This window comes from Streptomyces sp. NPDC101234, assembly GCF_044767525.1.
In the GTDB taxonomy this organism is placed as follows: Bacteria; Actinomycetota; Actinomycetes; order Streptomycetales; family Streptomycetaceae; genus Streptomyces; species Streptomyces sasae.
Genome location: NZ_JBIWOA010000053.1, coordinates 1 through 25,040 on the forward strand (window position 1 = coordinate 1; position 25,040 = coordinate 25,040).

A 25,040-nucleotide genomic window follows, 5' to 3' on the forward strand; every position below is an offset into this window, starting at 1 on the left:
GACCGCCCATACCCGACCCGATCACCACCACGTCGGCTTCCTCGTCCGACACCATCCGCAACCCCCAGTCATCCGTCCTCCGCGGGCTCAGATTGACCGAACGGGCTTGACGACGACTGGATGATCTGTGAAGGCCACCCGGAACCAGGTCCCGGACTCGTTCAATTCCCGTCCACTGCGACGTCATAGCTTTGCGCCGAGCGTGAGGGGGCGGAGCCGTGTCGTTCTCGCTGAATTCGTCCGCAAACCCTCCACGGTCCCCGCGGTGGCACCTCCGGTTCGTCGACCGACGTGTCCGGACACTTCCGTCGGTCGACGTCGCGCCGACGGACCTGTCCCGCAAGCGCGGTTCGAAGAAGTGGTCGTCTGCCGGACCAGCCGCTCCAAGACGATCCTGGTGTCTGCGGGGTCGCCGAAGCCGAACTCCTCGCGCTGGACGGGGCGGCGGGTGTCCGGGATTCCCTCGCCCGGCGTGATCAGCCGCAACAGGATGCCGCGGGCAAGCTCTGCCTGCGCTGGGTTCAGGCTGGCGTGGACGTCCTCGGCTGTACGGGCGATGGCGCCGTGGAGGCCGCCGGCCCCCTCATACGCGGCCTTGGAGAGGGCGCGGCCTTTGCGGCGGTGCCAGGTCTCCAGCAGGGCGTGGGACATCAACGGCAGCGCGCCGGGCTCGCCTTCCACCTCATCGAGAATGGACGCCGTCAGCGCCCGTTCCACGATCACGCCGACGCTCTGGGCGGGTTTGATGATGGCTTCGCGTAATTCGTTGCGGGTCATCGGCCCGACCAGCACGGTGCTGTTCTGCAGTGCCTTGGTCAAGGCGGGGTGTTCGGCGCAGCGGCCGAGGACGTCGGCGCGCACGGCGATGACGACGCGTAGCTGGCTGGCGGGGTCGGTGGCGGCCAGGAGGCGGTCGATGAACTGGTCGCGTTCGGCCGGGTCGTGGCAGAGGGTGTAGAGCTCTTCGAACTGGTCGACGATCAGCCAGGTGTCGCCCTCGGCGTCCTTCGGTTCGAAGCGCTGCTCGTGAGTGCGCAGGGGATGCGCACCGGGGGTCAGGACGCGCAGGGCCGCGGGAGGAGGCGTGGTCATTGCCGGAGTACGCAGTCGGGGGATGAGGCCGGCGCGTAGCAGCGAGGACTTGCCGCTGCCCGACGGACCGAACACGGCTGTGAACCGGCGGGAGCGGGTCAGTTCGAGCATGCGGTCGGTGAGCTGGTCGCGGCCGAAGAACAGATCGGCGTCGGCGGGTTCGAAGCGGGCCAGTCCCCGGTACGGCGGCTCGGCATCCTTGTCCTGCGGGCGAAGTTCGGCCGCGGTCTCATAGGCCGCCTCGCGCCAGCGTTCCTCCCACTGGGTCGCATCACCGTCGCAGGCACGCACGTACGCCAGGGCGACCGGCAGAGTCGGCAGCCGCTCACCCCCAGCCGCTTGCGACAGGGTGCTTGCCCCCTGCCCGGTGCGCTGCGCCATCACCCGGTACGGCGGCCTGCCGGCCTCCGCGCGCAGCTTCCGTAACTCGGCAGCGAACCGCTGCACCGGTCCCTGACTCGGATCGAGTGAGCTCTCCGGACGCCCCGGCATCGACAGCACCCCCACCACTCGCCCGCCTCCCCCGTGGACGCGGCGCGACGGCCCGTCACGCTACGCACGCCCGTGACTGGAGGGCAACCAAAGGCGCCTTCTTTGGTCAGCGCCGCAATGCCATACCCGTGACCTGCGGTGCAGCCATTGATCAGGGTGGCAAGACCGGCTGCCCATCCAATTCCGGAACCGTTGAACTCGGTGATGTGCCGCCCTGCAGCGGCGCCGGTGCGGGGAGCAGCCGTCGCCTCACGGGGGTGGGCGACGGCGCCCCGCACTGGAAAGAACGCCGAGCCGGCCAGTCGTTCTCCGTGCTCGGTGTCCAGGCATCTCATCAGCAATGAGAGGGACGAAACATGAACACACACAAGCGGGCCACTCTGTACGCGGCGGCTGCCGCACTGGCTGGAGGCCTCGCAGTGGCGGCGCCCGCCCAGGCGGCAACCGTCGCCCACCCCGCGGCCGGCACGACGGTCCAGCAGCGCACCGCCGTTCACCCCGACGGCTTCGAGCCGGGCTCCGTCGTCACCCGCGGCAACTGTAACGAGTAGCCGCACGATAGGTCTTCGGCCGCTCTTGCCCTTTCGGTAGTGGCGGCTTGATCATGGCGGACATGTTCGCTACGGGTTCGGCCTGGTTCGGCCTCGCTGTGGGGGTCGGGCTTCTTCTCGAGGCCACAGCGTTCTTCGCGCTGCGCCACCGGCCGGGCCGCGTGAAGCGGCGGGCGGGCGACCGGCAGTTGCCGATGCTGCTGTGTATGGGAGTCATGCTCACCACCAACAGCGCAGCACGGCTGCGTGGGTGGACCGGGAACGGGATGACCGTGGCGTTCCTGATCGGAATGGCTGCCGCAGCCGCGACCATTGTTTTCGCAGTACGGTCGCTCGCGGCCCGCGCTTCGCGGAGGGGGACCACACCGCCGCCGCGGTGAGTCCCGACGGCTGGTTGCACCCGGCAGACCCGCCCCGGTATCCGGACACGAAGAACCGCGCGGGATCATTCGGTTTGTGAAGACCGGATGGGCCCGCGCGGCCTGCTCTGATTCTGCCCTGTGCGGGATCTCGAAGGGACACCTGGGTGCCCTTGTCGCCGAGCTGGCCGAGCCGTGGCAGGCCCGACGCGAGTCCGAGCTGGGCGAGCGGCGCGGTCACGGTCGGCTGCGGGCGGCCGGTGCGGGACCGGACCACCAACTGGCGTTCGTCGACCGGGTGCTGGTCACGCTGGTGGCGTTGCGTTGGGCGCTGTCGCACCGGGTGCCGGCGGTGCTGTTCGCGACCTCGGCCTCCACGATCGGCCGGGCGGTCGGCGAGATCCGTCCGCTGCTGGCCGCGCGCGGGTTCGCCGTCCCGAACCGGCCCGCCGTGCGGTTGCGGACTCTGGCCGACGTGTTCGCCTACGCCAAGGCCGAAGGCGTCACGCTGCGGATCGACGGCACCGAGGTGCAGGTCAGACGGCCGAAGGCAAACCGTCCCGGCCGTAAGGCGTTCGTGTCCGGCAAGAAGCGGCAGAACACCGGGAAGGCCACAATGATCAGCGACGGGCAGGGGCGGGAGCTGTGGCTCGGTGCGATCCGCCCGGGGCGGATGCACGACGTGACCCAGATACGCACCGAGGGCACCGAAGAACAACTCCGGCTGCACCCGACGGTGAAAGTCGAGGTTGACTCCGGCTACCTCGGACTGGTCCGAGATTTCCCCGGCCAGGTCAGCGGCTCGCCGAAGAAGCCCAGTCAGGACGCCGGACCTTCGCAGCGCAACGCCTACGACCACGCCCGCCGCCGCCAATCCTCCGACCGGATCATGGTCGAGCACGCCATCGCCGAGCCGAAGCGGTGGCGGCCACTGCAACGCTGGATCGGCCGCCGCGACGACCTGCCCGAAGTCATAGCCGCCATCGGATCCCTGGTCTCCGACCGGTCCGCCACACGACCAAGCGCTCGCAAGCCGAGCACCGAGCTTGTCCTCGTCCGCCGACCGGCCTGCTGAAATCCCGAGCCGAAACGCCAGGCAGGCACGCTCCAATCCCCATCGTGCGGCTACTCGTTGGCAATCGTCCCGTCCGCTGGGACCGACCCTTGGACTGAGGTCCGATACAAGGAGCCGGAGAACCTGCCACGTCTCCCAGGGGGCGTCGCCGAGCGCATCAGTCTGCTCCTGCCCGGCGACGCCCGACGTTTGCGGCGGTCAGGACGTAGGGGAGCGGGTCGCGGTGATCACGACGGATGTGTAGGGCATGGTGGCGTGGCCGCCGAGCTTGTCGATCGCGGTTCCCACGCTGTCCAGGACCTGCGCCATTTTGTCCGCGCGGAGATGGGTGAGGCCGCCGAAGGTGGGGAGCTGGTCGAGCCACTCCTCCCGGGAGTAGGTGCGCTCCCAGGCGAAGCGCCACTGTTCCGGCTCGCTGAAGCTGCCGGTCTGCCGGATCCCGTCGGCGATTTTCGCGAACAGCGGCTGGTATGCGTCCACGGCCGAGCCTCTGAGCAGGCCGGGGTTGAACGGGGAATCGGGGGCGATTTGTTGGAGTGCTTCGGCGAGGGCGTCGATCACCTCGGCCGGGAGCTGGGGGACGTGGTGGAAGGGGGCGAGTCGGCCGCCGGGCCTGAGCACCTGGGTCGCCTTGGCCGCGCCGGCGACGGGGTCCACCCAGTGCCAGGCGGTGCCGGCGATGACCGCGTCGAACTGCCGCCCGGCCGGCTGCCAGTCCTCGAACCTGGCGACCTCGACCTCGATGCGGCTGCGTCGCGCGAAGGCGGCCATCCGCTCGTCGGGCTCGACACCGAGCACCGTGCAGCCGGCCGCCTGGAACTGCCGGGCCTCGATGCCGGTCCCGGCTCCGACGTCGAGGACGTGCCGGCCGGGGCTTGCCGCGACGATCCTGTCCACCAGGGCCTGGGGATACGGCGGTCGGGCGCGGTCGTAGCGTTCGGCGTCCACGCCGAACGACTCGGCCGTCTGTCGGTGGCGGTGGGGCTCGGGGCCGGATGTGTCCGGCTGTCCCTGCGATAAAGTGGGCATGCGCCCACACTAATGGGCGGTTGCCCACTTGTTAAGGCGGGGCAGCGCGGAAAGGGAGACAATGCCGTCAGGGGTGCACATCCACAACGTGCGCGGCCAGTTGTTCGAAGCCGCCGAGCGCGTTCTGCTTCGGGACGGGCCCGACGCGTTGACCAGCCGGGCGGTCACGGAGGAGGCGAACTGCGCCAAGGGTGTGCTGCACCGGCACTTCGCCGACTTCGACGCCTTCCTGGCGGAACTCGTCCTCGACCGCGTCCGCGGCATCGAGGACCGAACCACGACTCTGCGCGCGGCCGCCGGCACCGGGAGCGTGGTGAACAACCTCACAGACGCACTGCAGGACCTGTTCGGGCCGGTCACGGTGGCGATCGTCGCGCTCATCACCTTCCGCGACGGCCTCCGTGTTCGGCTGCGCGAGGCCGGTCTGACCGGCATCCCACTGGCCATGCAGGGCACCGCCATGATCGCCGCATACCTCACCGCCGAGCGGGAGCTGGGACGCCTGGCCGGTGGCGCCGACATCGACACACTCGCCCCCACTCTCGTCGGGGCCGGACACCTGCTGTTCGCCGACCGGACAAGCGCCCCGCCGCAGACCACCGCCATCCGCAAGATGGTGACCACCGTCATCGCCGGCGCCTTGCCACCACCACACTTGTAGGTCGGGCCACCGGTCAGGTGACTGGAGGATCGCGCTGCCTCCAAGAGGCGAAGAGGCCGGATGACCGAGAAGTTCCCGGGACTCACCACCACCGACCACAGGTGCTGCTAAGACGTCATTTCAGTTGGTGAGTCGGCGGTGGCATATGAGGGTCGCGGCGATGGCGGTGAAGGCGAGGAAGTGTTCGGGCTTGCGCTCGTAGCGGCGGTGGAGGCGTCGGCAGCCGGACAGCCAGGACACGGTTCGCTCCACGACCCAGCGGTGCCGGCCCAGGCGTCGGGACGACTCGATGCCCTTACGAGCGAGGCGGTGCCGGATGCCGCGGGAGGACAACCAGAGCCGCAGGTACCGGGAGTCGTAGCCCTTGTCCCCATGCAGCTTGCCAGGCCGTCGGCGTCGGGGTCCGCGACGTGAGCGGATGGGTGGGATGCCGCGGACCAGCGGGATCAGGGCCTGGCTGTCGTGGAGGTTCGCGGCGGAGATCCCGAGGGACAGAGGCAGGCCGCCGCGGTCGACGAGGAGATGGATTTTCGAACCCTTCTTGCCTCGATCGGTCGGATTCGGTCCCGTCAGCTGCCCCCTTTGAGGGCCCGGACGCTGACGGAGTCGATCGCGCAGCGCGACCAGTCCAGCCCGCCGCGGGAACCGAGTTCGTCGAGGACCAGGCGGTGGAGCTTGGCCCACACCCTGGCCTCTGTCCACTCGGTGAACCGGCGGAAGGCAGTGACGCCCGACAGGCCGAAGCCCGGGGGCAGTTGGTTCCAGGTGCAGCCCGAAGTGGCCACGAAGATGATCGCGGCCAGCACCTCACGATCCCCTCGACGACGATGCCCACCACCCTGCGGATGTTGCGGGGCCGGCGGCACCACCCGCTGGAACAACTCCCACAAGTCTTCCGGCGCCAACCGTTCGACAAGCACAGCAGTCATCACCCCAGACCGCCGCAAGATCACGCCAACTGAAATGGCGTCTACGTGATGTCGAAGCTGGCGTACATCTCCGGCGTCCGGGCGGCGGAGCTGTGCCCGGTCCAGCTGGGGGAGGTGCACTGGGAGAACGGGCAGTGGGGCCGGTTCCTGGTCCACGGCAAGGGCGCCGGCGGCTCCGGCCCCCGTGACCGCGAAGCCTTCCTCTTCCAGGAGGGGCGTGAGCTGTTGTGGTGGTACGTCGAGGAAGTACGCGGCGAGTTCCCCGACGACCCCTCCGATCCACGGGCACCGCTGTTCCCTTCGGAGCGGCTGGCGAAGTCCCTGGCCGGCATGGACGGCCTGCTCGCGCCGCCGGTGGTGCCCGACACGTTCCGGCGCGCACTGAAGATGGCCTCGCGAGAGCATCTGCGGGGGCCGGTCAGCGAGCTTTTCCCGCATCTCCTGCGACACGTTGTCTCTGCTTGGTTTCCGTGTGGCGATTGGCTCCAACGGGGCTGGTGGCTTGAGGAGGTGCTTTGCGCTCAGACGTGTAGTGCTTCTATTGGTAGCGATCATGATTCTGAACGACGCCTCCGGCAGAGCTGGCTCCGGGAAGTGGTAGTTTCGCGGCAGGTGGCCGACGTAGACACGCGGCAGCCGGTCGGTCAGGCCACGCTGAGCTCGGTCCCCGCCTCGAGCGCCTTGCGTTGCGTACGCCGACACGGCACGATCTCATTCGTGAACGAGCAGAGGCGGTAGGGCACATGGATGCCGAATTAACGGCGCTCGCTTCCTCAGGTGCGACGACCTTGATCGGACTGATGGTCACAGACGGCTGGCAACAGGTACGCGGCCGCTTCGCAGCCCTCTTCGGACATCAGAGCACGGACGTGGACGAGGAACTGGAGCGCTCCAGAACCACTCTGGTAGCAGCTCGTCAGGCGATGGACCCAGCGACCGCCGACAACCTGGAGGCCGCGTGGCGCTCCCGGCTTGGCCAGCTGCTCGCCGACGACCCCGATGCCGCCCGTCGACTCCGCATCGTTCTGGACGAGTTGGCCAGCCCGGCGGAAGAGGTTCACACCGAGACCCACTTCCGGGGCACCACCATCAACGGCCCGGTCAACACCGGTTCGGGGGCTCAGATCACGTACGGCCTCACCTACGGAACGAGAAGCGACCCGAGCGTTCATGAGTGACGACCGGAATCACGGCCGTTCTGCGCAATTCCGCACCAGCTTCGACCGAACCACCATCAACGGTGCGGTGAATACCGGGTCAGGCCCGCAGACCAATATCTTCAACATCTTCAACAACATCGTTTCGCCCACCCGGCTGGAACGGCTGGCGGACTCTCTTGCCGACAGAGTCCGGGCCGCCGAGCGGTCGACGAGGCTGGGGCTGCTGGGTGTGGAAGGGGCGGCGGCGGATCTTTCCTTCGACGGGAAGCTGGTCTCGTTTCGCAGCTCGACCGGTGAACTGCGCGGCACGTTGGACACCATCGCCGACGTGTACCGGGCTGCTCCGCATCAGCGTCTTGTGATCACCGGTGCGGCCGGAGCCGGGAAGACCGTACTCACGGTGGAACTGACCCTCCGGCTCTTGGACCGCCGGCCCTCGGGGGCTGCTGTGCCGGTCCGGGTCGGTCTGTCCGGGTGGGATCCTGACGTCCCCTTCGAGCAGTGGCTCGCCCGTCGGATCACCGAGAACTACCGGGTGCGCCGCCGGGTCGCCAGAGCGCTGGTGACCAGCCGTCTGATCACACCTGTCCTGGACGGACTCGACGAACTGGACATCAACCCTGAGCACGGCACACGGGCGGCGGCCGCGGTGGAGCAACTCAATCGCTACCACGACGGTCAGGGACCCGCCCCCATGGTCCTTACCTGCCGCAGCCGCCACTACGACAGGGTCGTGGAACACAGCGGCGGCCTGGTCAACGCCACCACGGTGCTGATCGACACGCTTGAGCCGCAACGTGTCCGTGAGTATCTCGAAGCGAAACTGGCCTACCGGCCGCCGGCGGAGAAGGCGGCATGGGCGCGGGTCATCGACGCCGACTCGCACCGGCTGATGCACATCCTGTCGACTCCCTGGCGACTGTCTCTGGCCACCACGGTCTATCGAGGCGGGGTAGACCCGGCTGAGCTGCTCACCTGCCGGGACGAGGCGGACGCCGACCGTCTGCTGTTGACCCGCTTCATCCCCGCTTCCGTAGACGCCATGCCGCGCCGGGGCCACGACGCACACCGTACGTCCCTGTGGCTGACCAGGCTGGCAGAGCACTTACAGCAGCAGTTCAGACAGGGCGGGTCCGCCACGGACATCAATCTCCATCAACTGTCATCGATGGCCGGGACCCGTCTGGTGAACTCCCTGCACTATGTCCTGGGAGTGTCCCTGGCCGAATCAGTGTTCCTTCTCACCTGTCTGCGGGCGAGAAGTTGGGGCGCCCGTGACCTGGTCCTTGCCGCCGGGGCCCAGCTTTTTATCCTTCTCCTGTTCGGTGGCCGGTGCATGGTCGATGAGCGGCCGATGGAGCTGACTCTGGGACGGCTGTGGACGAAGACAGCTTCGACTGAGCCACGCGACACGTTCAGAAAGAACTTCGTGTACGGACTGGCCTTCGGAGGGCTCATGGGCCTGCCCCTGCTCCTCGTTCTGCTGACCGCCAATCTCCTGCTCGGCCCACCACCGGCATGGTGGTTCGCACCGGCCCTCTACGGCGGCGGCGTTCTGGCAAGTGGCGTGTTCTTCGCTGTGGCCATCTCCCTGGGTACCGCTGCCGCGAGGAGCGTAGGCTTCGCCGACACCGCGGACGCCGTCCGGCCTCGCGACCCGCTCCGCCGGGATGCCGTTCTCACCTTTACCTCCCTCGTGACCTGTCTCGCCTTGGTGGTCTTGTTGCCCTACCCCGCGACGGCGTTCGCGGTCTCCTTGGCCACCGTCTTCATCGCCTCGCAGGCGACGGTGCGCTACCTGCTCGTCCTGGGTGTCTGTGCGGCACGTAAGCGCCTGCCGTTCCGGTTGGCCCGCTTCCTGGACTGGGCTCATCACGCCGGACTCCTGCGCGTCGCCGGTAGGTCGTACCAGTTCCGGCACATCGAGTTCCAAAGGTGGTTGGTGAGGGACATCAGCGAGCAGAACTGAGTTCAGGCTCACGCAACCCGCGTCTCGCTCAAGAACCCTTTCAACACGCCCGACCCCGGCGCGCTCACGCATGCCCCCACCGGCGGTGCCATCGCCTAGCCGTCCGCTCCGTCGAGGACGAGGACGAGGACGAGGACGAGGTTATGCAACTTGGCCAGACCAGCTACCGGCGGACTCGACGAAGCGCCGGTGGGGCCTCGCCCTGGCAGCCTGCTCAATCGGCACACGAGGTTGTCCGCACACGGCCTCTGCGGACACAAGGCACTCGTGCGCGACCCACAACTATGAGCAGGGTATGCCGTTGTGGGATGTGCAGGTTTTGCTCGGTCATGTCTGGGCCTCCACCACGGTCGGGTATCTCGCGACCGCGAAGGGCGATCCGGAGCGGGCCAGTCTGGAGTCTTCCCGGCGAGCAGTTCGCCGGCTGAGCGCGGAGGCGTGATCCGTTGAAGTGGAACCTGCGCTGGGCCGCGGCCAAGCGCGACATCTGGCGGCCGACCCAGGTGCAGGCAGCCTTCCGGGAGGTCAGGTTCACCCCGTCCCTGAGCAAGGTGGCCGCCCTGTGGTCCGGCAAGCCGGTCACCGTCCGGCTGGAGGACCTCGACATGATCTGCGCCGCACTCCAGTGCACGGTCGCGGACCTGATGGAAGCCGAGCCGGTGGCGGCCGCCGAAGGACGTTTCGAGAGCGAGCAGCGGGCCGTTGGCGAGAGCGGCCCGGCGCGCCCGATTCCACGGCCCGGCGGTGGCAGCGGGTCCCGACGCCCACTGCCCCCGAACTGAAACGGGACCTGACGATGATCAGGGGCTTCGGACTGCTCGGCTCGTGCGGGACACGCGCGGGCTGGGGCGGAGTGAACGGGAAGACCATGTGTCTGCGGTGCGCGCGGGCCTGGTACCGCGTGACGTTGGGCCGGAGCGGCTGGAGCGTGGCGCCATGCCGACGGTGCGCCTGGAGCATGCCAGTGACACGGGCGGGCGTGTGCGGGCCCTGCCTCCTGGCGGCCCGCCTCGGCGAGGACGACCCCTGGGTCTGGGCCGAGCTCCACGACGAAGCGCTCGCCCCGGGCCGGCCCCGACAGCTCACCCTGGAGATCGAGGGGATCACCCTGCCCGAGGCGCGTGCGGTGCGGATGCCTCAGGCCAAAGCCGGACGGCGCTACAACGTCCCCTCGTGGTTGCGGGCCCGGTTCCCCGAGCCGGTCCAGGACGATCCCCGGATCTGCCCGCCCCAGGTCCCCGGGCAACTGGGGCTCTTCCCCACCCCGGCACGCCAGTTCTCCCGCACCCACGCGGCCCGCATCACCGACCGTTCCATCTCCGGCTTCGAGGCCGTAGCCGAGCAGCTGCGGCTGATGGCGGACGAGCGCCGGGTACGGGCCCGGACGGTGTGGATCTGGCGCCTGGAAGGCTTCGCCCGCCTGGCGCTGGCGGCCCGGGACCCCGACCAGCAGCAGGTCGCCGCCCAGGCCCTGGACGACCTCCTCTACAGCGGCCCGGTCCTCGGGCAGGCCCTGGACCGGGCTGGCCTCCTCGCCCCGGCACCCTCCCGTCGCCTCGTTGCTCCCCGGCGCACCGGGCCCACCCGCCGCTTCGCCCACAAGCGCCGCCGCGCCCGCGCCCAGGCCGAGGTCCAACGCCGCCTGTCCGAGCACCTCCTGGACCCCGCCCAGTTGGAACTGTTCCCGGCACCGCCGCGAGACTGGACCCTCCTGGACACCACACGGCCGCCCGCCCTCACGGCGGCGGCCGCCGACCTGGTCGCCGACTTCATCACCTACATGCGCGGCCGCGGATGGAACACCGACTCCTTCAGCGGCAGCGTCCGCACCCTGCGCATCGTCACTGGACACCTCGGCGCCGAGGTCCCCATCCAGGAGACGGACATCCGGGCCCTGGCCTCCATGCGCACCACCCTCCACGGCCCCCGCGTCGTCAACTACCTCCGCCTGCGCGGCCTGCTCGAAGCCCAACCACCCAGCGATCCCTGCATCGCACGCGCCCGGCAACACGCCTCCACGGTCAGCCACCCGGCCTTCGCCGCCGCGCTGCACGCGTTCATCGACGTGCTCCTCGGTCAGGGCAGCACGTCCAGCCGGCCCCGCAGCCCCAAGACGGTCGAGAACTACGTGGTCGCCGTCCTGCCCACCCTCGAAGCATGGACGGCTGACGGCCTCACTGACCCCCGCCAGATCACCAAGAAACACATCGAGGCCGCCCTCGACCCGCTCACCGGAGACCAGACCCGCCGCCTGGACACCTCACGGCGCTCCCTGTTCAGGGCCCTCAAACGCGAACGCCTCATCTTCCGCGACCCCGCCCGCGGCGTCTCCCTCACCGTCAGCCGGCCTTTGCCCGCCGCGCTGCCCTCCGACCGCCTCGCCGGACTCCTCGACAAAGTCGACGACCCCCGCGACCGGCTCATGGCCGCCCTCGTCGCCGTCTACGCCCTCCTCCCCGGACAACTCGTCCGCCTCCTGCGGACCGACCTCGACCGGAGCAAGGGCCGCCTGCGATTGCGACGGCCAGGGCGCATGGACCACCTCGTCTACCTCGATGCCTTCACCCTGCGACTCGCCACGGCATGGGAACTGCAACGCCACCGGCGCTGGCCCGACAGCTCCAACCCCCACTTCTTCGTCACCCGCAACACCGCTGTCGATGACTCCGGCCCGCCCATCAGCGCTGGCGTGGTCCGGAAGACCTTCGAACGGCTCGGCTTGCGGGCCGGCGCCTTGCGCGTGGACCGGATCTACGACGAAGCCCGACACAGCGCTGACCCCGTCCGCCTCATGGAGCTCTTCGGCCTTCCAACCTCGCCGCCACCCGCTACGTCCTGTCCGCACACCCGGAGAAGAAGAACGGCCCCATCGCCCCGTAGAGCTACGACCTTGGGGACCGACAGGGCAGCGAGGCGGCGGCGGACCGTGAGCGTGAGCAGCAGCCACTACGTCGAGTGGCACCTGCCTGGCTATGGCCCGATCCTGGAGCTGGGCGTGGCGCTCGCGTGGCTCCAGGTCAGCGAGCAGATTCCGACCACAGGACGGAGAGCGATCATGGCCAACGTCACATGCTTTTCGGTCCGCCCAGAACCACAGTCCATCCCGCCCGACGGGACGGTCTTTTTCATGGTAGGCCCGGATGATCGTCTCGGCGGCGCCGCGATCACGGCCACTGTCCAGGCAGGCTCAGGCTCGGGAAGGCCCGTGTTTGCCGAGGTGACACAGATGGCCACGCGGAGTCAGAGCGACTCTCCTGAACCTACGACGAGCCACTTCCTCGACATCGTCGTCAGGAACAACGGTCACGTCAGCGACGACGCCGCGACCATCGACTTCTACGACGTTTTCATCACCTCTATCACTCCGTAGCTCGCTCCGGCGGTGGCTTCAGATAGTGCTGCGAGGGGTGTGCGCGCCCCGCGGCGCCTCCCACACACCGGTCCGGCCAGACCTGGACGCTGTCGAGAATCAGGACGCTGATCGGCCGTCGGTTCCACAAGACCATGTCCCTCTTGGCCATCGCGCAGATGCTCCACCGGCACGGCTGGACCCGGGTAGGGGACGTTCCCGGGGACGGATCTCGGTGGCTGCCTTGTGCTGCTACTGGCCCGGCGAGCGGTCCCGCCTGATTTGCCGGCCTCTCTTTCACGACCCGCACGGCGGTGTGACCAAGGCCGGGCGCCGCAGTTTCGCCTGGACGGATTTTCGGGACCTGCTGGTCGCGGCCCACCAGCAGCTCGGTGCCCCGCTGGTGCTGGTATGGGACAACTGTGAAAATCGGGGTGCGTCGTCCGGGGCCAGGGATCTGACCCGTGGGACAACTGGCCCAGTTGGCTTGTTCAGGATCTGTCGGCCTGTGGTCCCGGGCGGTGCTCGCTGCCACCGGATCGGCGGGTGTGTCCCAATAGGGGCCTTGCCCCACCCGGCACCGTCACAGTTCTGACCGCCCACCGGCCCGGCGTCGGCCACAGCCCCATGCCGATCGAGGAGCCGCGTGACCATCACCAACCTGCCCCAGCCGACCCTGCCCGCGCGCCCCCAGACCTCGGCCCGGGACCAGATGGCGAAGCGGCGGTGCACGGTCGACTTCGACGCCCCGAAGCACGGCGGCAACGCCCGCCATGCACGGCCGCTGACCAGGACGTAGACGATCGCGGCGAAGAGCGCCTCGTCATCGATGTTCGCGACCCCGCCGCCCTGCGGACGAACCCGCGCCGGCGGCAGCAAGGGCCCTGCCAACTCCCACAAGCCGTCCCCTCACTCCCGCGGGGGAGAATTCCCGCTGCCGGCAAGCGTGTCGGGAGCCGGCATCAGTGGCTGCCCCGCCCCGCGCGCAGCAGGGCGGCGCCGAGCGGGGTCAGGGTGTGCAGGACCGTGTTGGCGTGGCGGTGGCTGGTGATCAGGCCCGCGTCGCGCAGGACGGCCGTGTGATGGCTGGCCGTCGTGGGTGTCACACCGGCCAGGCGGGCGGCCTCGGTGGTGGTGGAGCCGGTCGCGCTGGCTCTCAGGATCGCGGCGCGGGTGGGGCCGAGGAGCACGCTCAGGGGCGGGGAGCCGGTGTGCGATTCCGTCTCCGGCCGGTGGTGGAGGGGGTAGAGCAGAACGGGCGGGAGCCCGGGGTCGGCCAGGGCGACGGGAGTGTGCCAGCAGAAGTGGGAGGGGATCAGGAGGAGCCCCTGCCCGTCGAGGTGAACGTCGCGGTGGTCCGGATACGGATCGATCTCCAGGACCGGCGGCCGCCAGCGGATCGTGGGGCTCAGTCCGTTGAGCATGCCCTCGGTCCCGGCGCGGAACAGGGTGTGGGCGTGCCGGGACCGCTCGGCGTGCAGACGTTCCTGGATGGCCTCCTCGTGAGGGGCGATCACGGCGCGGTGGTAGGCGCGCAGGGCGTCCACGAGCTGTTCGCGCATGTCCCGCTCGGTGAGCCGGCCCGCCCAGGCCGGGGCACCGACGGTCCGGGTGAGCACGCCGACCTCGCTCGCGACCCGCTCGTACGGTGTCGCCAGAACGGCCTCAAGACCGGCGTCCAGCCCGTGGGTGCCCTCCGGTGGCGTCAGGAAGTCGGGGAAGTAGCTGGCGCGCGGGAAGAGCGGCAACAGGAAGGACTTCACCGTCCGTTCGAGCCCGGCCCGCCGCAACGAGTCGCACGCGGTGCGGAACCAGGGCGCGTAGGCCCAGCGGCCTTCACGGGTCTGGAGACGGTGCAGACTGACCGCGATCTCCCAGAGCGCGTGCGGCTCGGTCGCCACTCTGACCTTGGTGAGGTCCTCCTGCGTGAAATGAAAGCGGAGCATCCGTTTCCCCGTCGGCCCCCATTGTCGACCTGCGAAGTGTCATCGCACTCGCATGAGGATGACAGGGACATAACCAGCCCAGGAACATGAATTCCCGCCAGCGGTTGGCCAGTTGGCACCCTCCACGAGAAAGGCCACGGGATGTCCTCGTACGCGAAGGAGCACGACTGGAAGTCCGGCCGCACACCCCGGCGGGGCCGCAGAGCCCTCTTCGCCGCGGCGATCACCTTCGCCCTGGCGGCCCTGGGCCTGATCGCACCGAGTTCGGCGAGTGCCTCGGCGCAGGCGGCGTGGGACTGTCCGAGCGGCGATCTGTGCATCTGGACCGGTACCGCCGGCACGGGCAGCCGGTGCACGTGGAGCAACGCCGACACGGACTGGTACAACGCTCCCGTCGTGTGTTCCTGGGCCGACAACCAGGTCGTCGGGTCGGCCAAGAACAACGGCACGTCGTCCTCGTACGACTGGGTCGTTCTCTACGACGGTGCGAACTACGGCGGTACCACCTGCTACTTCATCGCGCAGCACGGCGGTACCTGGTCGAACCTCAACTACAAGCTCCGCTCGCACCGCTGGTCGTCCATCTGCTGACCGGCGGATGACGGAACGGCGGGCCTCGGAACGCCGGGATCTGCCGACCCGCGCCGCTCGCGGCGGGCATGTCACGGCCCCGGTGTCACGAGCCCCGCCTCGCACGCGCAGATCACCGCCTGCACCCAGTTCCGCAGCCCTAGACGAATGAGTCCGATGTATTCAGTGATCGAATGCGACCAGCGACCGCGTGGTCGGGGCGCCAGTCTTGTGGTTGCGCCAGATCGCGGCCGCCATGGCGAGGACGCGCTGGGCAACACGGACGGCGACGCCCTCGAAGGTCCGTCCGCCGTGCTGCTCCAGGTCCAACTGCCCCTTGAGGGTGTCGTTCACGGACTCGATCAGCTGCCGCACCGACTTGAGCAAGCCCTCGCCCTTGCGCTTCTTCTCCCGCTTGAACGAGGGCCGGAGCAGTTCAGCGCCTCGCATCGCAAGGTCGTTCTCGAACTCCTTGGAGGCGAAGCCCTTGTCCGCGATGATCAGCAGTCCCGGGCGGCCGGTGGCCAGATGAGGCTCGCGGTCCAGCATCGAGGCCAGCACTTCCCGCTCGTCGATCTTCGGGTTCGCGAGTGCCCAGGTGATGGGCATGCCGGTCGGCGTGCACACCAGGTACAGGCGCAGACCCCAGAAGAACCGCAAGTGGGAGGCGCAGTACCCGTATCCGGCCCAGCCGGCAATCTCCGAGCGTTTCACCGTCGGCCGGGAGCGGCCACACTCCACCGGTGTGGAGTCCACGATCCAGTGGTTGTCGAACCAGAAGTCCGTGTCCGTTGCGAGCAGCCGTATCACCTTCTTGACCAGCGGCAACCCGGCCTTGAGCCGCTTGTTGTACCCGGACTGCTGTGGCAGGTACGGGAACATCGCGGCGAGGTTCTTGCGGGCGAACCGCAGCCACCGGGCCTCGGAGCGGAAGCCGAGCAGCGCCTGCGCGACCGCGAGCGTGATCAGCTCGGCATCGCTCAACTGCGGCGGGCAGCCCATCCATCGCTCCGCCTCCAGCTCGTCGTCGATCTTTACGTACAGTGCGGTCAGCAGGGCGTCCAGGTCCTCGTTCTTCACGCAACGATCTTGGACGCCCTCTTCACGTTCCCAGACACACCGTCGAGCAGGGAACCCACTCCTTTGACGAGCTACGCGGCGGGAGTTGTGCTCCAGCCGCAGGGGCGCAGAGAGGCGGCGCGGGCACGTACCAAGAGGTTCTGCGTTCCCAGGCCGAAGGCCAGATAGGCGTAAAGCGACGCGGTTCCCAGCATTCCGGCTCCGGCCGCGTGGTCGATCCACAGGGCCAGACCGATGTGTACGCCCACAGAGGCGAGCCACAGTCCGGTCGTCGCCGCCGAACCCTTGCGCAGCGCCTCTCCCTCGGGCCCACACCAGACCTGTACGGTCCGGGCTCTGACCGCTCCGAGCGCCGCCGCAACGCCCAGACTCGCCACCAAGAGGACGAGGGACGGTACGGGGAGCGCACGGTACTTGACGACCGAGGCGATACCGAAGGCGATCCCCACGGCGCCGAGGAGACCGAGGATCGCGGGTCCGATCAGCGAGCCGTATCGCCGCACCGGACGGGTGCGCAGCTGCCGACGCACCACCAGGCCGACAACCACCACGGCTATGACAAGGGTGGCTAAACCATTCGTGCTCTGCATATCAACTCCCCGTTGCGGCACCGGCGTTCCTCGACAGCGCCCTGCTGATCATTATGCCGTGGCGCCAACAGCACACCGTCAGACATCGGACTTATTCGTCTAGGACTTGTCCGGCCGATCATGGGCAGAAACGGGTGTCTCCATTCGGCTGTTCGGCCCTCGCATGATCGCCGGCGAGTGTTTCGCACGCCACGCCGACTGTGGTGACCTCGGTCCTGCAGGAGTCGATCACGTCCCATTCTTCCTTTGACGTTTCGAACGCCGAGGGAAGAAGGAACCGATGAGTGACCTGCCCCCGCTGGCCCACGCGCACGCCACGCAGAGAGCGGCCGAGGTCAGCGCGCACGATGAGTCGACAGACGGTCTTGGCCTACAACCGGGAACCCGAGCGTGGGCTGCGGTCCCCTTCAGCGAGTGGCGGTCGTGCCCGCCGCCTCTGAGCATAACGGCGGGCACGTATCCGCATCGCGCTCCCACAGCATCACGTGCCGCGTAGCCTGATCGCCGCGTGGCGACTTTCGCGAAAGCCACCAGTTGTCGACGAACTGGCCAGCCGGATCAGGCTGACCTTCGACAGGCAGCACGTGCCGGCCGTCTCCTCGGTCGACCACCTCACTGGAGAGACGCCCGGGCCGTCATGGTGGAAGAACTACGCGGCGTATCTCGCCGAGTGCGGCGAGCCCGCGTAGGCGCTGGCGCGTGGGCCCGACCTCCGTGCCGGGCCCGCCACGTACTTCGCGGGGCCCAGAGAACTACTCGGGGGTCGGGGTGATGGGGATATTTGAATGTGGCTCTGGCCGTATTTCCGTGAAACCCGAGGTCACGGGCGGGGCGCACTCCCACCGATATCCAGATGCCGCTGCGCCGTCGTGATGAATGCGTTCTCTGCGGCTTCAAGCGTGCGGCAGGCCGCTCGGTAGGCAGCGACGAGTTCTTGCTCGCCGATTGCACCGCCCTCGCGCCACGGATACGCGGACTTGAACACTGCAAAGAGGGCCTCGGCGAGATCAGTTGCCGGTGCGGCAACCTCGTCAGGTCCTTCGAGTCGGACCGCCACGGAGGCAGTCTCGACCGAACTCAGGAGTCTCCATGCCTCGGTCATGCTCTGCTGACCGCCCTCGGGACTGACCCGCAAGGCGTCCAGAGAGGCTGCCAGCGCGCCGCGCGCGGCGCGCACGGAGTTGAGCAAGCCCAAGTAGGTGTCGCGGCGCACCCCCCCGCGTCCACCGATGAAGGTCAGCCTGTAGTTGGGTTCTGAGCTGCGCACGCGTGGCGGCCCACGCGAGAACGCCCGTCAGCGCCGAACCTATGACACCGACTGTTGCGCCGAACACTGCCGCCAGCCCCTGGTCCACAGACGCCATCGTGCCCATGAGCCGACGGACTACTCCCTCGGCGTGGGGGCTGAGCCAACGTCCGTCACGTTCAGTGCCTGTGTCTGAACCCCTGATCTGGATCTTTGGGTGCGCCTAGCCTGGCGGTGTGTCCGGGTTCGTCGGGCCACCGTTTCAGCGGTGCTGTCCCGTGTGTGAGGCTCCGTTGAAATTGGGGGCCGCGCCGAGGGCGGTGTACTGCTCTGCGGCGTGTCGGGCCAGGCAGTGGCGGCGTGCGCGGCGGATTCGGCGGCGGGCCGCGGCCGAGCTGAGCGGTTCGGGACGGCGGGTGTGCCCGGTGTGCGAGGCGGTGTGGGTGGCCGGGGTCGATCACCGCAGCAACGCGGTGTACCGCTCGGCGTGGGTCAAGCGACGGCCAGGCGGTCGAAGATCCGCTGAGCGGTATGCCGTTGCTTCGCCGGCGCGTCCAGGTCCGCCCGGAGCATCGCGTCGATCAGCTGCTTGTACGGGTTCAGCCGGGACTCGCGCTGGCGTGGCTTCTTCCTCGGCTCAGGCCACTGCCCTTCCAGGGCCTGGCGCACGGCCCGCCAGGTGACGTTGTACTTGCGCTGCAGGGCTCGTTGGGACAGTCCGCTGCGGTCGTGGTCACGGCGAATCGCGGCGTACAGATCTACCTTCGACTCCGACATCGAGCCCCCTACGGGAGAAGCACACTCCACGCTCCCACCGCAAGACTCCTTCTGACGTCAAAACAAACCGACACAGCAAACTCGGTCAGAAGGTGACTCCCGCAGTCACCTCGGAACGACTCCCACCCTCACTCGCAGAGCCAACGATGCACGCACACCCAAGCTTCAACCATACCTGCGGCGGACAGTGTGGAGGCCCCTCAGCTACTTGAACGGGTGACGTACTGCAGCAAACAGGTGACCATAAGTTGCGGTCATCGCGCCCTCGACTCCTCGTACTGATATCTGCATGTTGATGTGATTTTGGGTCAGTACGAGAAGGAGAGCGCATTGGGACGCAGGAAGACGGCACTCTTCGCCGTCGCGGGACTGGTGGCTACGGTGCTTGGCCTGGCCGCCCCAGCTCAGGCTCAGGCCGATCCCACACGGCAGCTGAAGGTCACCACATACAACATCTATCAGGGCGCGGACCTCACGCCGCTGCTGACAGCCTCCACGCCTCAGGAGCTCGTCAGGCGAGCCGACATCGCCTACAACCAGATGGTCGCCACCGACTTCCCGTCCCGCGCCCGAGCGATCTCCCGGCTGATCCGGCGGGAACATCCCGAGGTCATCGGCCTGCAGGAAGTCGCCCTGTGGAAGAAGGGACCACTGAACGGCTCCCTCCAAACCACCTATGACTTCCTCACCATCCTGCTCAGGGAGCTGCGCGCGGCAGGTCTCCACTACCACGCCGCCGCGACCGACACGACCCTCAGCGCCACCCTGCCGATCAGCACCACCGAGAAGGCAAGCTTCACTGACCGTGACGTGATCCTGGTAGAGGACGGGCTGCCGGTGACGAATCCGCAGTCGCACCTCTATGCGGCGAAGCTGGTCGCCCCCACCCCGCTCGGTCCCATCACCATCCCGCGTGGCTGGTCGGCGGTAGACGTCAGCCTCGCCCCCAGCCGGTGCGGGTGCGCGGACGGGCCGCTCAGCGGTCAGTCGGAAACGGTACGGGTAGCCAACACCCATCTGGAGCCGGCGGTGCCATCCATCCGAAACGCCCAGGGCAACGAGCTGGACACTGCACTGGCTCAGTCGCCGTACCCGGTCACTGCTGTCGGGGACTTCAACTCCCGGCCCACCGATGCCACGGGCCCGTACGGCACGTTCACCTCCGGCGGCTACGACGATGCGTGGCGGGTTGTTCATGGTCCCGGGGGCGGATTCACCGCCCAGCAGGAACCCGATCTGCGCAACTTGCCGTCCAAGCTGGACCATCGCATCGATTACGTCTTCTACCAGCCCAAGCGGCTGTCGGCGGTCGTCGCCAAAGTGATCGGAGACCGCGTGAACGAACGGACGCCCAACGGACTGTGGCCGTCCGATCACGCCGGTGTGGCGGTATCGCTGCATCCCAAGGCGAGTTGACGCGGCCTTGACTGACATAGCGATCAGTGGCACGACTTTGAGAAAAAGCCAGGGGCCCTGTGGATCACTCCACAGGGCCCCTGGCATGCTGCGCACCTCGCTATGGCATGTCCGCATCAAGAACAGGCACGCACCTTGTCCTTTATGGTCTGAGCCGGTTTCGTTCGGTGATGCTCTCGGAGCGTTTCACGGTTTTGCCCACGTCGTAGTGGGTGGCGGGCCGCCGGTACTTCGAGCCAAGTGGCCTTCCAGGTCCGGGAGTTGAGGGTTTTGGTGCGCGGGCCGGACAGTGCAGAGGCTGTCGCACGGCTCCTGGGCGGTGAAGGTCAAGAGCGATTCGTTGTTCGGTTCCGTGGATCAGCGAGGCGTCGGAATCTTGGCTGGTGGGGCGGAACTTTTTGTCGTGCGACCGTGAACGTGATCTTGAGATGCCGCGGGATGTGCGGGAGTGGCTGCCGCCCGAGCACCTGTGCTGGAAGGTACTCGACGTCGTCGAGTTGCTTGACCTGTCGGCATTCAAGAACAGCTACCGAGACGACGGCCAGGGTGGCGTGGCTTACCCTCCCGCGACCCTGATCGCGTTGCTCCTGTACTGCTACAGCAAGGGAGTGCGCTCCTCCCGTCGCATCGAGCATGCTTGCTGGGACGACGTGGGCTGTCGAATCATCACCGCGAACCGTCGAGTGGACCACTCCACCGTCGCGCGGTTCGTACGACGCCACCGTGCCGCCTTGAACTCGCTGTTCGTGCAGGTGTTGTCGCTGTGCGGCCGACGTGGCCTGGTCGATCTTTCGGCGGTGGCCGTGGACGGCTCACCGATGGAGGCGAACGCTTCACGCGACGCCAACCAGCGGCTCCAGCGCCTGGAGGAGACCGTCTCCCGGTGCGAAAGAGAGATCCACGCGCTGATGGAGGATGCAGTCGACCACGCGCTGAGCGTCGAGGCCGAGGACTCGGCGGCACAAGGCGATGTCGAGGATGTGTGCGACGACTGGCCTCGCCTGTCCCGGCTGTGCGACCGGCTCACCCGGGCCCGCTTGGCCAGGGACAGACTGCATGAACGGGCCATGCCCTCACCCACCGAGATCCGGATCAAGGTCGAAGCCGCCGAGCGGATGGTGGCCCGCGCAGAGAAGCGCCTGGCCAGCGAGACCGAGGCTCACCAGAAGAAGCTGGAGAAGTACGAGCTCCGTGTCCGAGAGGACCGGGCGGCAGGACGTCGCGGAGCGAACGGACGGCCGCCGGTCCCGATGGAGCACAAGACCGTCCTCGTTCGCCAGCGAACGCGACTGCCGAAAATGCGGGCCTGGCTGGAGCGGGCCCGCACACTCCGGCCCGTCCCCTCCCCGGAGTCCCGTGCCTGCCTGAGTGATCCCGACTCCCGGCTGATTCCCGGCAAACGCGGCGGCTACCTGCAGGGATACAACATCCAGATCGTCTGCGCCCGCCGTCAATTCCTCCTGGCCATCGAAGCGCACGACAATCCCTCCGACAGGACGGCCCTCGTTCCGATGGTGAAGAAGACCCAGCACAATCACCAGGCCGCACAGCTCCCGGGCGATATCCAACTCTGGCTCGCCGACAGTGGGTACGCTTCCGCCGCGTCCTTCGAGACCCTCGCCGGCCTCCCGCTGCTGGTCTCGGTCACCAGTGATGCTGACCAGGCAGGCTTTCCCGCGAAACGCCAGCAGGCCCCTGCCGGCCAGCAGGACATGGCGGCCCGCCTCGCCACCCCCACAGGACGGGCCCAGTACCGTCAACGCAGTGCCCTGGTCGAGCCGGGATTCGCCCAGATCTTCCAACGCTTCGGACGACACCTCAACTACCGCGGCCGCCAGGCAGTGGACGCCGAGATCAAGCTCCTCGGCACGGTGCACAACCTCAACAAGCTCATCAATCACACGCCCAAGAACCGCTCTTGACCTTCACCGCCCAGGAGCCGTGCGACAGCCTCTGCACTGTCCGGCCCGTGCACCGAAGCCATCAACTCCCGGACCTGGAAGGCCACTTGGCTCGAAGAACCTCAGGCCCGCCACCCGCTACGACGTGGGCAAGACCACCAGGCGCCCCGAAAGCATCACCGAACGCGATCAGCTCAGAGGCGGAACACGACGTCAGAATGGAACAGCCAGCCCAGCCTCGCGCAATCGAAGCAGCGCCATGCCCATGCACTCGGCGACCGAGGCCCCGTCGGCCCTCATCCCACCGTCCAGCGGCCCACCAGAAGCGGCGAATGTCCACGCCGGCTGACCGTCACACATGCGCTCCGCATCGACCCGGATCATGGCACCGACCCCCTGCCCGCCAAGCCACTCCAGGATGGACAGCGTCACGTCCTCGACGCCGCTGTCCAGGTCCACCTTGGGCCGCCGCCCCATCCCCTTGGCCATGGCAACAATGCTACTCAGCCCCTGATCGGGTCGCGTCACGCACTCTCAAGGCGACTCGGACCATAAAGAACAAGCTCAGAAGCTGTGCCAGAACCGGTGATCTGTGACGTTCCGTGACAGGTGGGCTGTGTAGTGCGGTGTTGCCGCGCGATGGAGGCTGTGCGGGCGCTCACGGGCGGTGCGGGCGACTGCTGGGCGGTCAATCGGTAAATGGGCGGCAAAGGGTCCCGGGCGTGGCTCTGCCACAGGGCGAACACGGTGATCAGCGCGACGCCGGCGGCAGGGAATCCCCACGTCATGGGCGGTTCCCAGGAGTGGGACTCGGCGTTGGAGAACCCGTCACCACGATGATCCTGGCGATGATGACCGTCGCCCATGTCTCCACCACCAAGCTCCTGCCCGCGCTGGCGAGACGATCGCTGACGTCCGCTGCGCCTACCTGGAGGGCCATTTCATCGCTGCGCTGGCCCGCGAGCACAGCGTCAGCCGCGGCGCCGTGCGCACCGCCGTCGCCGACCTCCTGCCCGAACACGTCGCCGCCGACGAAGGCGCCCAGGCCCCGGAGCTGCCCATCACTCTCGACATGCCTGGCAAGTTCGCCGGCTTCCTCCGTACCGCAGGGCTGGACGACGCCGAGCGGGCCGCACTCGGCCACGGTCAGGCCCTGCGGCGCGGCACGGGCTACACCCTCCGCGTCACCGCCGTGCCCGCGGTCCGCCGCCAACTCCTCGACCGCTGCCAGGTCCTCGACGGCGTCGGGGCGATCCCTGCCCAGCGCAAGGCCCGCCGTGAGTACGAAAACCGTGTCAGTACGCTCGCACCGATCGGACCATGATCAATCTCAGCGCCAACCGCTGTACCGATGTACCTACCAACACCCCCTGGCCGTGAGGTCGGGGAGTCGGCCGGGCTCCGGTAACTCAGGGTATGTCGCACACACGGGCAGTACACACTACGACGCTCAAGTCCCTGTGATCTGACGGAACTCGGGGTCTCGGCGCAGCGTGCTGAAGTAGTCGTCCAAGTGCCCGTGAACGACATTGATGCCTCCGCGGTCGCGTAGCGTTCGTAGTTCAGTAAGTGCTTCGTCGCGGCGGCCAGCCATGGCATAGACTGAGGCCAGGTTGTAAGCAATATCGGTAATCTCGTAGTTGGCTGTAGCGTGCCGCCTGGCCAGTTGCAGATCCGCCTCCGCTTGGTCGTACTTGCCGAGGCGTTTTGCCATCGCCCCTCGATAGGTGAACAGCCGAGCAGTGCTATTCGGATCAGCATCATCTGGCAGCAGAGCAATCGCATCGTTGTACGCCCGCCACGCAGATAGGTCGGACGGCGGCCCTCCCCGGGTATTCGCATGCGCTACACCCCTTACGTAATGAACCTCCCAGTCCGCGTCGACTTGGCTTACGTACCTGTCGAAGTGCTCCGCCGCCTCTGCCCACCGCCGCTCAGCCATCAGCGCCCTGGCCAGGTTCAGTTCGACGTCAGGTGGCACAGCGCCTTCTGCAGCACGATCCCTCAGGATGCTCATCACAGCTTCCAGCTGTTCCAGGGCTGTGCGCACCTGCTGGTCCGCGGTGGCAGTTCCGGTCACCAGGCCCTCGGTGTCGACTCCCGCCTGAGTGAGTGACTCATCGAGGGCACGGCTTGCGTGAGGAACCTGCAATACCGCCCGCTCATAGACCGCGTCGCTGGTGATTTGCTGCCGGTGCTTGGTCAAGAGCCGGTAGACGAAGACCAAAGCTAGCGGGACGTCACGCACCGCAGCGACCGCGAACATCGCTGGCACCCAGCCAGGCGAGGTGGTCGTGGCTGCACCAGCAATGAACGCGGGAACTGAGACCACAAGCAGCACCAACACCGCCGCCAGTAACTGCGTGGGGGTGAGGACGTGGGCGGGGTCGATCGTCGATCTGGACTCGCGGGTGCGGTTCGTCTGCTGGTCGGCCACCATTCCATGATGCGCGTTGCTGGGCCCTCCACGAGGACAAAACACCGAACCAAGCTGCTGGTCCAGTACGGAGTGGCTGAGGGGGAGCGGACCGCCGGCAGACCCGCATCACTCGGGCTCCCGTCGGACAGATGGCGATCGACGCTCGTGGGGGCTCACTCAACGTTATGAGTTGCGGGCCTCGCCGGGAATACGCGACACCTCAACATGCGAGCTCACCAGTCAAGCCCGAATCAGCTGCATCGGGCCCTTCCCGGCAACCCGACGCTGACGCTGTTGACCGCTGCGGCTAACTGATTTCTCCGTCCACAGCCCGGCCACTACGCGGTGGATCGAGGCGCAGGTGGCTTAGTGCTTCCTAGACGTCACAAAGCTTTCATGATTGGCTTATATCCTCCTAAACCGCCGCAT

The 25,040-nt window shown here is 67.8% G+C and carries 26 protein-coding genes and 4 pseudogenes; 18 read left to right on the forward strand and 12 right to left on the reverse strand.

Going from position 1 to position 25,040, the window contains the following annotated elements:
* Nucleotides 1–183: 183 nt before the first annotated feature.
* Nucleotides 184–1,602, reverse strand: a complete 1,419-nt coding sequence (locus ACIRR9_RS50540; protein WP_403767152.1) for a hypothetical protein — start codon at nucleotides 1,600–1,602, stop codon at nucleotides 184–186.
* A 338-nt stretch (nucleotides 1,603–1,940) separates the two neighbouring features.
* On the opposite strand from ACIRR9_RS50540, the gene ACIRR9_RS50545 reads away from it, so the two are divergent.
* From ACIRR9_RS50545 to ACIRR9_RS50555, 3 genes are all read left to right on the forward strand, one after another.
* Nucleotides 1,941–2,135 carry a hypothetical protein gene (locus ACIRR9_RS50545; RefSeq protein WP_403767155.1) on the forward strand — a complete coding sequence of 65 codons (195 nt, stop codon included), beginning with the start codon at nucleotides 1,941–1,943 and terminating at the stop codon, nucleotides 2,133–2,135.
* Nucleotides 2,136–2,188: 53 nt separating this feature from the next.
* Nucleotides 2,189–2,515: a hypothetical protein gene (locus ACIRR9_RS50550; RefSeq protein WP_403767158.1), complete on the forward strand. Its 327-nt coding sequence runs from the start codon at nucleotides 2,189–2,191 to the stop codon at nucleotides 2,513–2,515.
* A 76-nt stretch (nucleotides 2,516–2,591) separates the two neighbouring features.
* On the forward strand, nucleotides 2,592–3,569 hold the full coding sequence (locus ACIRR9_RS50555) for a transposase family protein (protein ID WP_403767161.1): 978 nt from the start codon (nucleotides 2,592–2,594) through the stop codon (nucleotides 3,567–3,569).
* A gap of 198 nt (nucleotides 3,570–3,767) precedes the next feature.
* Here ACIRR9_RS50555 and ACIRR9_RS50560 read toward each other — a convergent pair whose 3' ends face one another.
* Entirely contained in the window at nucleotides 3,768–4,598 is an 831-nt protein-coding gene (locus ACIRR9_RS50560; RefSeq protein ID WP_403767164.1) for a class I SAM-dependent methyltransferase, read from the reverse strand.
* A 61-nt stretch (nucleotides 4,599–4,659) separates the two neighbouring features.
* On the opposite strand from ACIRR9_RS50560, the gene ACIRR9_RS50565 reads away from it, so the two are divergent.
* Nucleotides 4,660–5,259 (forward strand): TetR/AcrR family transcriptional regulator, encoded by a 600-nt coding sequence (locus tag ACIRR9_RS50565; RefSeq protein WP_403767167.1) that lies wholly within the window; start codon nucleotides 4,660–4,662, stop codon nucleotides 5,257–5,259.
* Between the two features lie 120 nt (nucleotides 5,260–5,379).
* On the opposite strand, the gene ACIRR9_RS50570 is transcribed toward ACIRR9_RS50565, so the two are convergent.
* Nucleotides 5,380–6,188 (reverse strand): IS5 family transposase gene (locus tag ACIRR9_RS50570; protein ID WP_403767170.1). Its coding sequence is split into 2 segments (ribosomal slippage): nucleotides 5,380–5,838 and nucleotides 5,841–6,188, totalling 807 coding nucleotides; the frame shifts between segments, so codons are not numbered across the junction.
* Nucleotides 6,189–6,236: 48 nt separating this feature from the next.
* Between ACIRR9_RS50570 and ACIRR9_RS50575 the strand changes: the two genes are divergently transcribed.
* The 8 genes and pseudogenes from ACIRR9_RS50575 to ACIRR9_RS50610 all read left to right on the forward strand — a co-directional run.
* Nucleotides 6,237–6,926 carry a site-specific integrase gene (locus tag ACIRR9_RS50575; RefSeq protein WP_403767173.1) on the forward strand — a complete coding sequence of 230 codons (690 nt, stop codon included), beginning with the start codon at nucleotides 6,237–6,239 and terminating at the stop codon, nucleotides 6,924–6,926.
* A 50-nt stretch (nucleotides 6,927–6,976) separates the two neighbouring features.
* Nucleotides 6,977–7,366 carry a hypothetical protein gene (locus ACIRR9_RS50580; protein WP_403767175.1) on the forward strand — a complete coding sequence of 130 codons (390 nt, stop codon included), beginning with the start codon at nucleotides 6,977–6,979 and terminating at the stop codon, nucleotides 7,364–7,366.
* Nucleotides 7,359–9,317: an NACHT domain-containing protein gene (locus ACIRR9_RS50585; RefSeq protein ID WP_403767178.1), complete on the forward strand. Its 1,959-nt coding sequence runs from the start codon at nucleotides 7,359–7,361 to the stop codon at nucleotides 9,315–9,317. Before ACIRR9_RS50580 ends, ACIRR9_RS50585 begins: the two co-directional genes overlap by 8 nt.
* Before the next feature lie 70 nt (nucleotides 9,318–9,387).
* Entirely contained in the window at nucleotides 9,388–9,759 is a 372-nt protein-coding gene (locus ACIRR9_RS50590) for a tyrosine-type recombinase/integrase (RefSeq protein ID WP_403767181.1), read from the forward strand.
* A gap of 4 nt (nucleotides 9,760–9,763) precedes the next feature.
* The gene (locus ACIRR9_RS50595) at nucleotides 9,764–10,099 is read left to right on the forward strand and encodes a helix-turn-helix domain-containing protein (RefSeq protein WP_403767184.1); all 336 of its coding nucleotides are present in this window, start codon (nucleotides 9,764–9,766) and stop codon (nucleotides 10,097–10,099) included.
* Between the two features lie 176 nt (nucleotides 10,100–10,275).
* Nucleotides 10,276–12,687, forward strand: coding sequence for a tyrosine recombinase XerC (gene xerC, locus ACIRR9_RS50600; RefSeq protein ID WP_403767187.1), 2,412 nt, complete (start codon nucleotides 10,276–10,278; stop codon nucleotides 12,685–12,687).
* 110 nt (nucleotides 12,688–12,797) lie between these two features.
* Nucleotides 12,798–12,947: a hypothetical protein gene (locus ACIRR9_RS50605; protein ID WP_403767295.1), complete on the forward strand. Its 150-nt coding sequence runs from the start codon at nucleotides 12,798–12,800 to the stop codon at nucleotides 12,945–12,947.
* Nucleotides 12,896–13,087, forward strand: a pseudogene (locus tag ACIRR9_RS50610) (IS630 family transposase); the annotation flags it as partial. The gene ACIRR9_RS50605 and the pseudogene ACIRR9_RS50610, both read left to right, overlap by 52 nt.
* A 215-nt stretch (nucleotides 13,088–13,302) precedes the next feature.
* Here ACIRR9_RS50610 and ACIRR9_RS50615 read toward each other — a convergent pair.
* Both ACIRR9_RS50615 and ACIRR9_RS50620 read right to left on the reverse strand, forming a co-directional pair.
* Nucleotides 13,303–13,566 (reverse strand): annotated as a pseudogene (locus ACIRR9_RS50615) (transposase); the annotation flags it as partial.
* A 62-nt stretch (nucleotides 13,567–13,628) separates the two neighbouring features.
* Nucleotides 13,629–14,612, reverse strand: a complete 984-nt coding sequence (locus ACIRR9_RS50620; protein WP_403767189.1) for an ArsR/SmtB family transcription factor — start codon at nucleotides 14,610–14,612, stop codon at nucleotides 13,629–13,631.
* A 141-nt stretch (nucleotides 14,613–14,753) separates the two neighbouring features.
* On the opposite strand from ACIRR9_RS50620, the gene ACIRR9_RS50625 reads away from it, so the two are divergent.
* On the forward strand, nucleotides 14,754–15,203 hold the full coding sequence (locus ACIRR9_RS50625; RefSeq protein ID WP_403767192.1) for a peptidase inhibitor family I36 protein: 450 nt from the start codon (nucleotides 14,754–14,756) through the stop codon (nucleotides 15,201–15,203).
* A 162-nt stretch (nucleotides 15,204–15,365) separates the two neighbouring features.
* Here ACIRR9_RS50625 and ACIRR9_RS50630 read toward each other — a convergent pair whose 3' ends face one another.
* Complete coding sequence (locus ACIRR9_RS50630; RefSeq protein ID WP_403767193.1) at nucleotides 15,366–16,262, reverse strand: IS982 family transposase; 897 nt, start codon at nucleotides 16,260–16,262, stop codon at nucleotides 15,366–15,368.
* Nucleotides 16,263–16,333: 71 nt separating this feature from the next.
* Nucleotides 16,334–16,852, reverse strand: coding sequence for a hypothetical protein (locus tag ACIRR9_RS50635; RefSeq protein WP_403767196.1), 519 nt, complete (start codon nucleotides 16,850–16,852; stop codon nucleotides 16,334–16,336).
* Nucleotides 16,853–17,337: 485 nt separating this feature from the next.
* Between ACIRR9_RS50635 and ACIRR9_RS50640 the strand changes: the two genes are divergently transcribed.
* The gene (locus tag ACIRR9_RS50640; protein WP_403767198.1) at nucleotides 17,338–17,541 is read left to right on the forward strand and encodes a hypothetical protein; all 204 of its coding nucleotides are present in this window, start codon (nucleotides 17,338–17,340) and stop codon (nucleotides 17,539–17,541) included.
* A gap of 131 nt (nucleotides 17,542–17,672) precedes the next feature.
* On the opposite strand, the gene ACIRR9_RS50645 is transcribed toward ACIRR9_RS50640, so the two are convergent.
* Together ACIRR9_RS50645 and ACIRR9_RS50650 are read right to left on the reverse strand one after the other, a co-directional pair.
* Nucleotides 17,673–18,065, reverse strand: coding sequence for a hypothetical protein (locus tag ACIRR9_RS50645; RefSeq protein ID WP_403767201.1), 393 nt, complete (start codon nucleotides 18,063–18,065; stop codon nucleotides 17,673–17,675).
* Nucleotides 18,066–18,590: 525 nt separating this feature from the next.
* The gene (locus tag ACIRR9_RS50650; protein ID WP_403767203.1) at nucleotides 18,591–18,875 is read right to left on the reverse strand and encodes a hypothetical protein; all 285 of its coding nucleotides are present in this window, start codon (nucleotides 18,873–18,875) and stop codon (nucleotides 18,591–18,593) included.
* 330 nt (nucleotides 18,876–19,205) lie between these two features.
* On the opposite strand from ACIRR9_RS50650, the gene ACIRR9_RS50655 reads away from it, so the two are divergent.
* Entirely contained in the window at nucleotides 19,206–20,291 is a 1,086-nt protein-coding gene (locus ACIRR9_RS50655) for an endonuclease/exonuclease/phosphatase family protein (RefSeq protein ID WP_403767206.1), read from the forward strand.
* Nucleotides 20,292–20,433: 142 nt separating this feature from the next.
* Here the strand turns inward: ACIRR9_RS50655 and ACIRR9_RS50660 are convergent.
* Nucleotides 20,434–20,598: pseudogene (locus tag ACIRR9_RS50660) on the reverse strand (transposase); the annotation flags it as partial.
* Nucleotides 20,599–20,719: 121 nt separating this feature from the next.
* Here ACIRR9_RS50660 and ACIRR9_RS50665 point away from each other — a divergent pair.
* Nucleotides 20,720–22,213, forward strand: a complete 1,494-nt coding sequence (locus tag ACIRR9_RS50665) for a transposase (RefSeq protein WP_403767209.1) — start codon at nucleotides 20,720–20,722, stop codon at nucleotides 22,211–22,213.
* 19 nt (nucleotides 22,214–22,232) lie between these two features.
* Nucleotides 22,233–22,391: pseudogene (locus tag ACIRR9_RS50670) on the forward strand (transposase); the annotation flags it as partial.
* 14 nt (nucleotides 22,392–22,405) lie between these two features.
* On the opposite strand, the gene ACIRR9_RS50675 reads toward ACIRR9_RS50670, so the two are convergent.
* Entirely contained in the window at nucleotides 22,406–22,681 is a 276-nt protein-coding gene (locus ACIRR9_RS50675; protein WP_403767212.1) for a hypothetical protein, read from the reverse strand.
* Between the two features lie 496 nt (nucleotides 22,682–23,177).
* Between ACIRR9_RS50675 and ACIRR9_RS50680 the strand changes: the two genes are divergently transcribed.
* Entirely contained in the window at nucleotides 23,178–23,516 is a 339-nt protein-coding gene (locus ACIRR9_RS50680) for a resolvase (RefSeq protein ID WP_403767216.1), read from the forward strand.
* Nucleotides 23,517–23,642: 126 nt separating this feature from the next.
* On the opposite strand, the gene ACIRR9_RS50685 is transcribed toward ACIRR9_RS50680, so the two are convergent.
* Nucleotides 23,643–24,632 (reverse strand): tetratricopeptide repeat protein, encoded by a 990-nt coding sequence (locus tag ACIRR9_RS50685; protein ID WP_403767218.1) that lies wholly within the window; start codon nucleotides 24,630–24,632, stop codon nucleotides 23,643–23,645.
* Nucleotides 24,633–25,040: the final 408 nt, after the last annotated feature.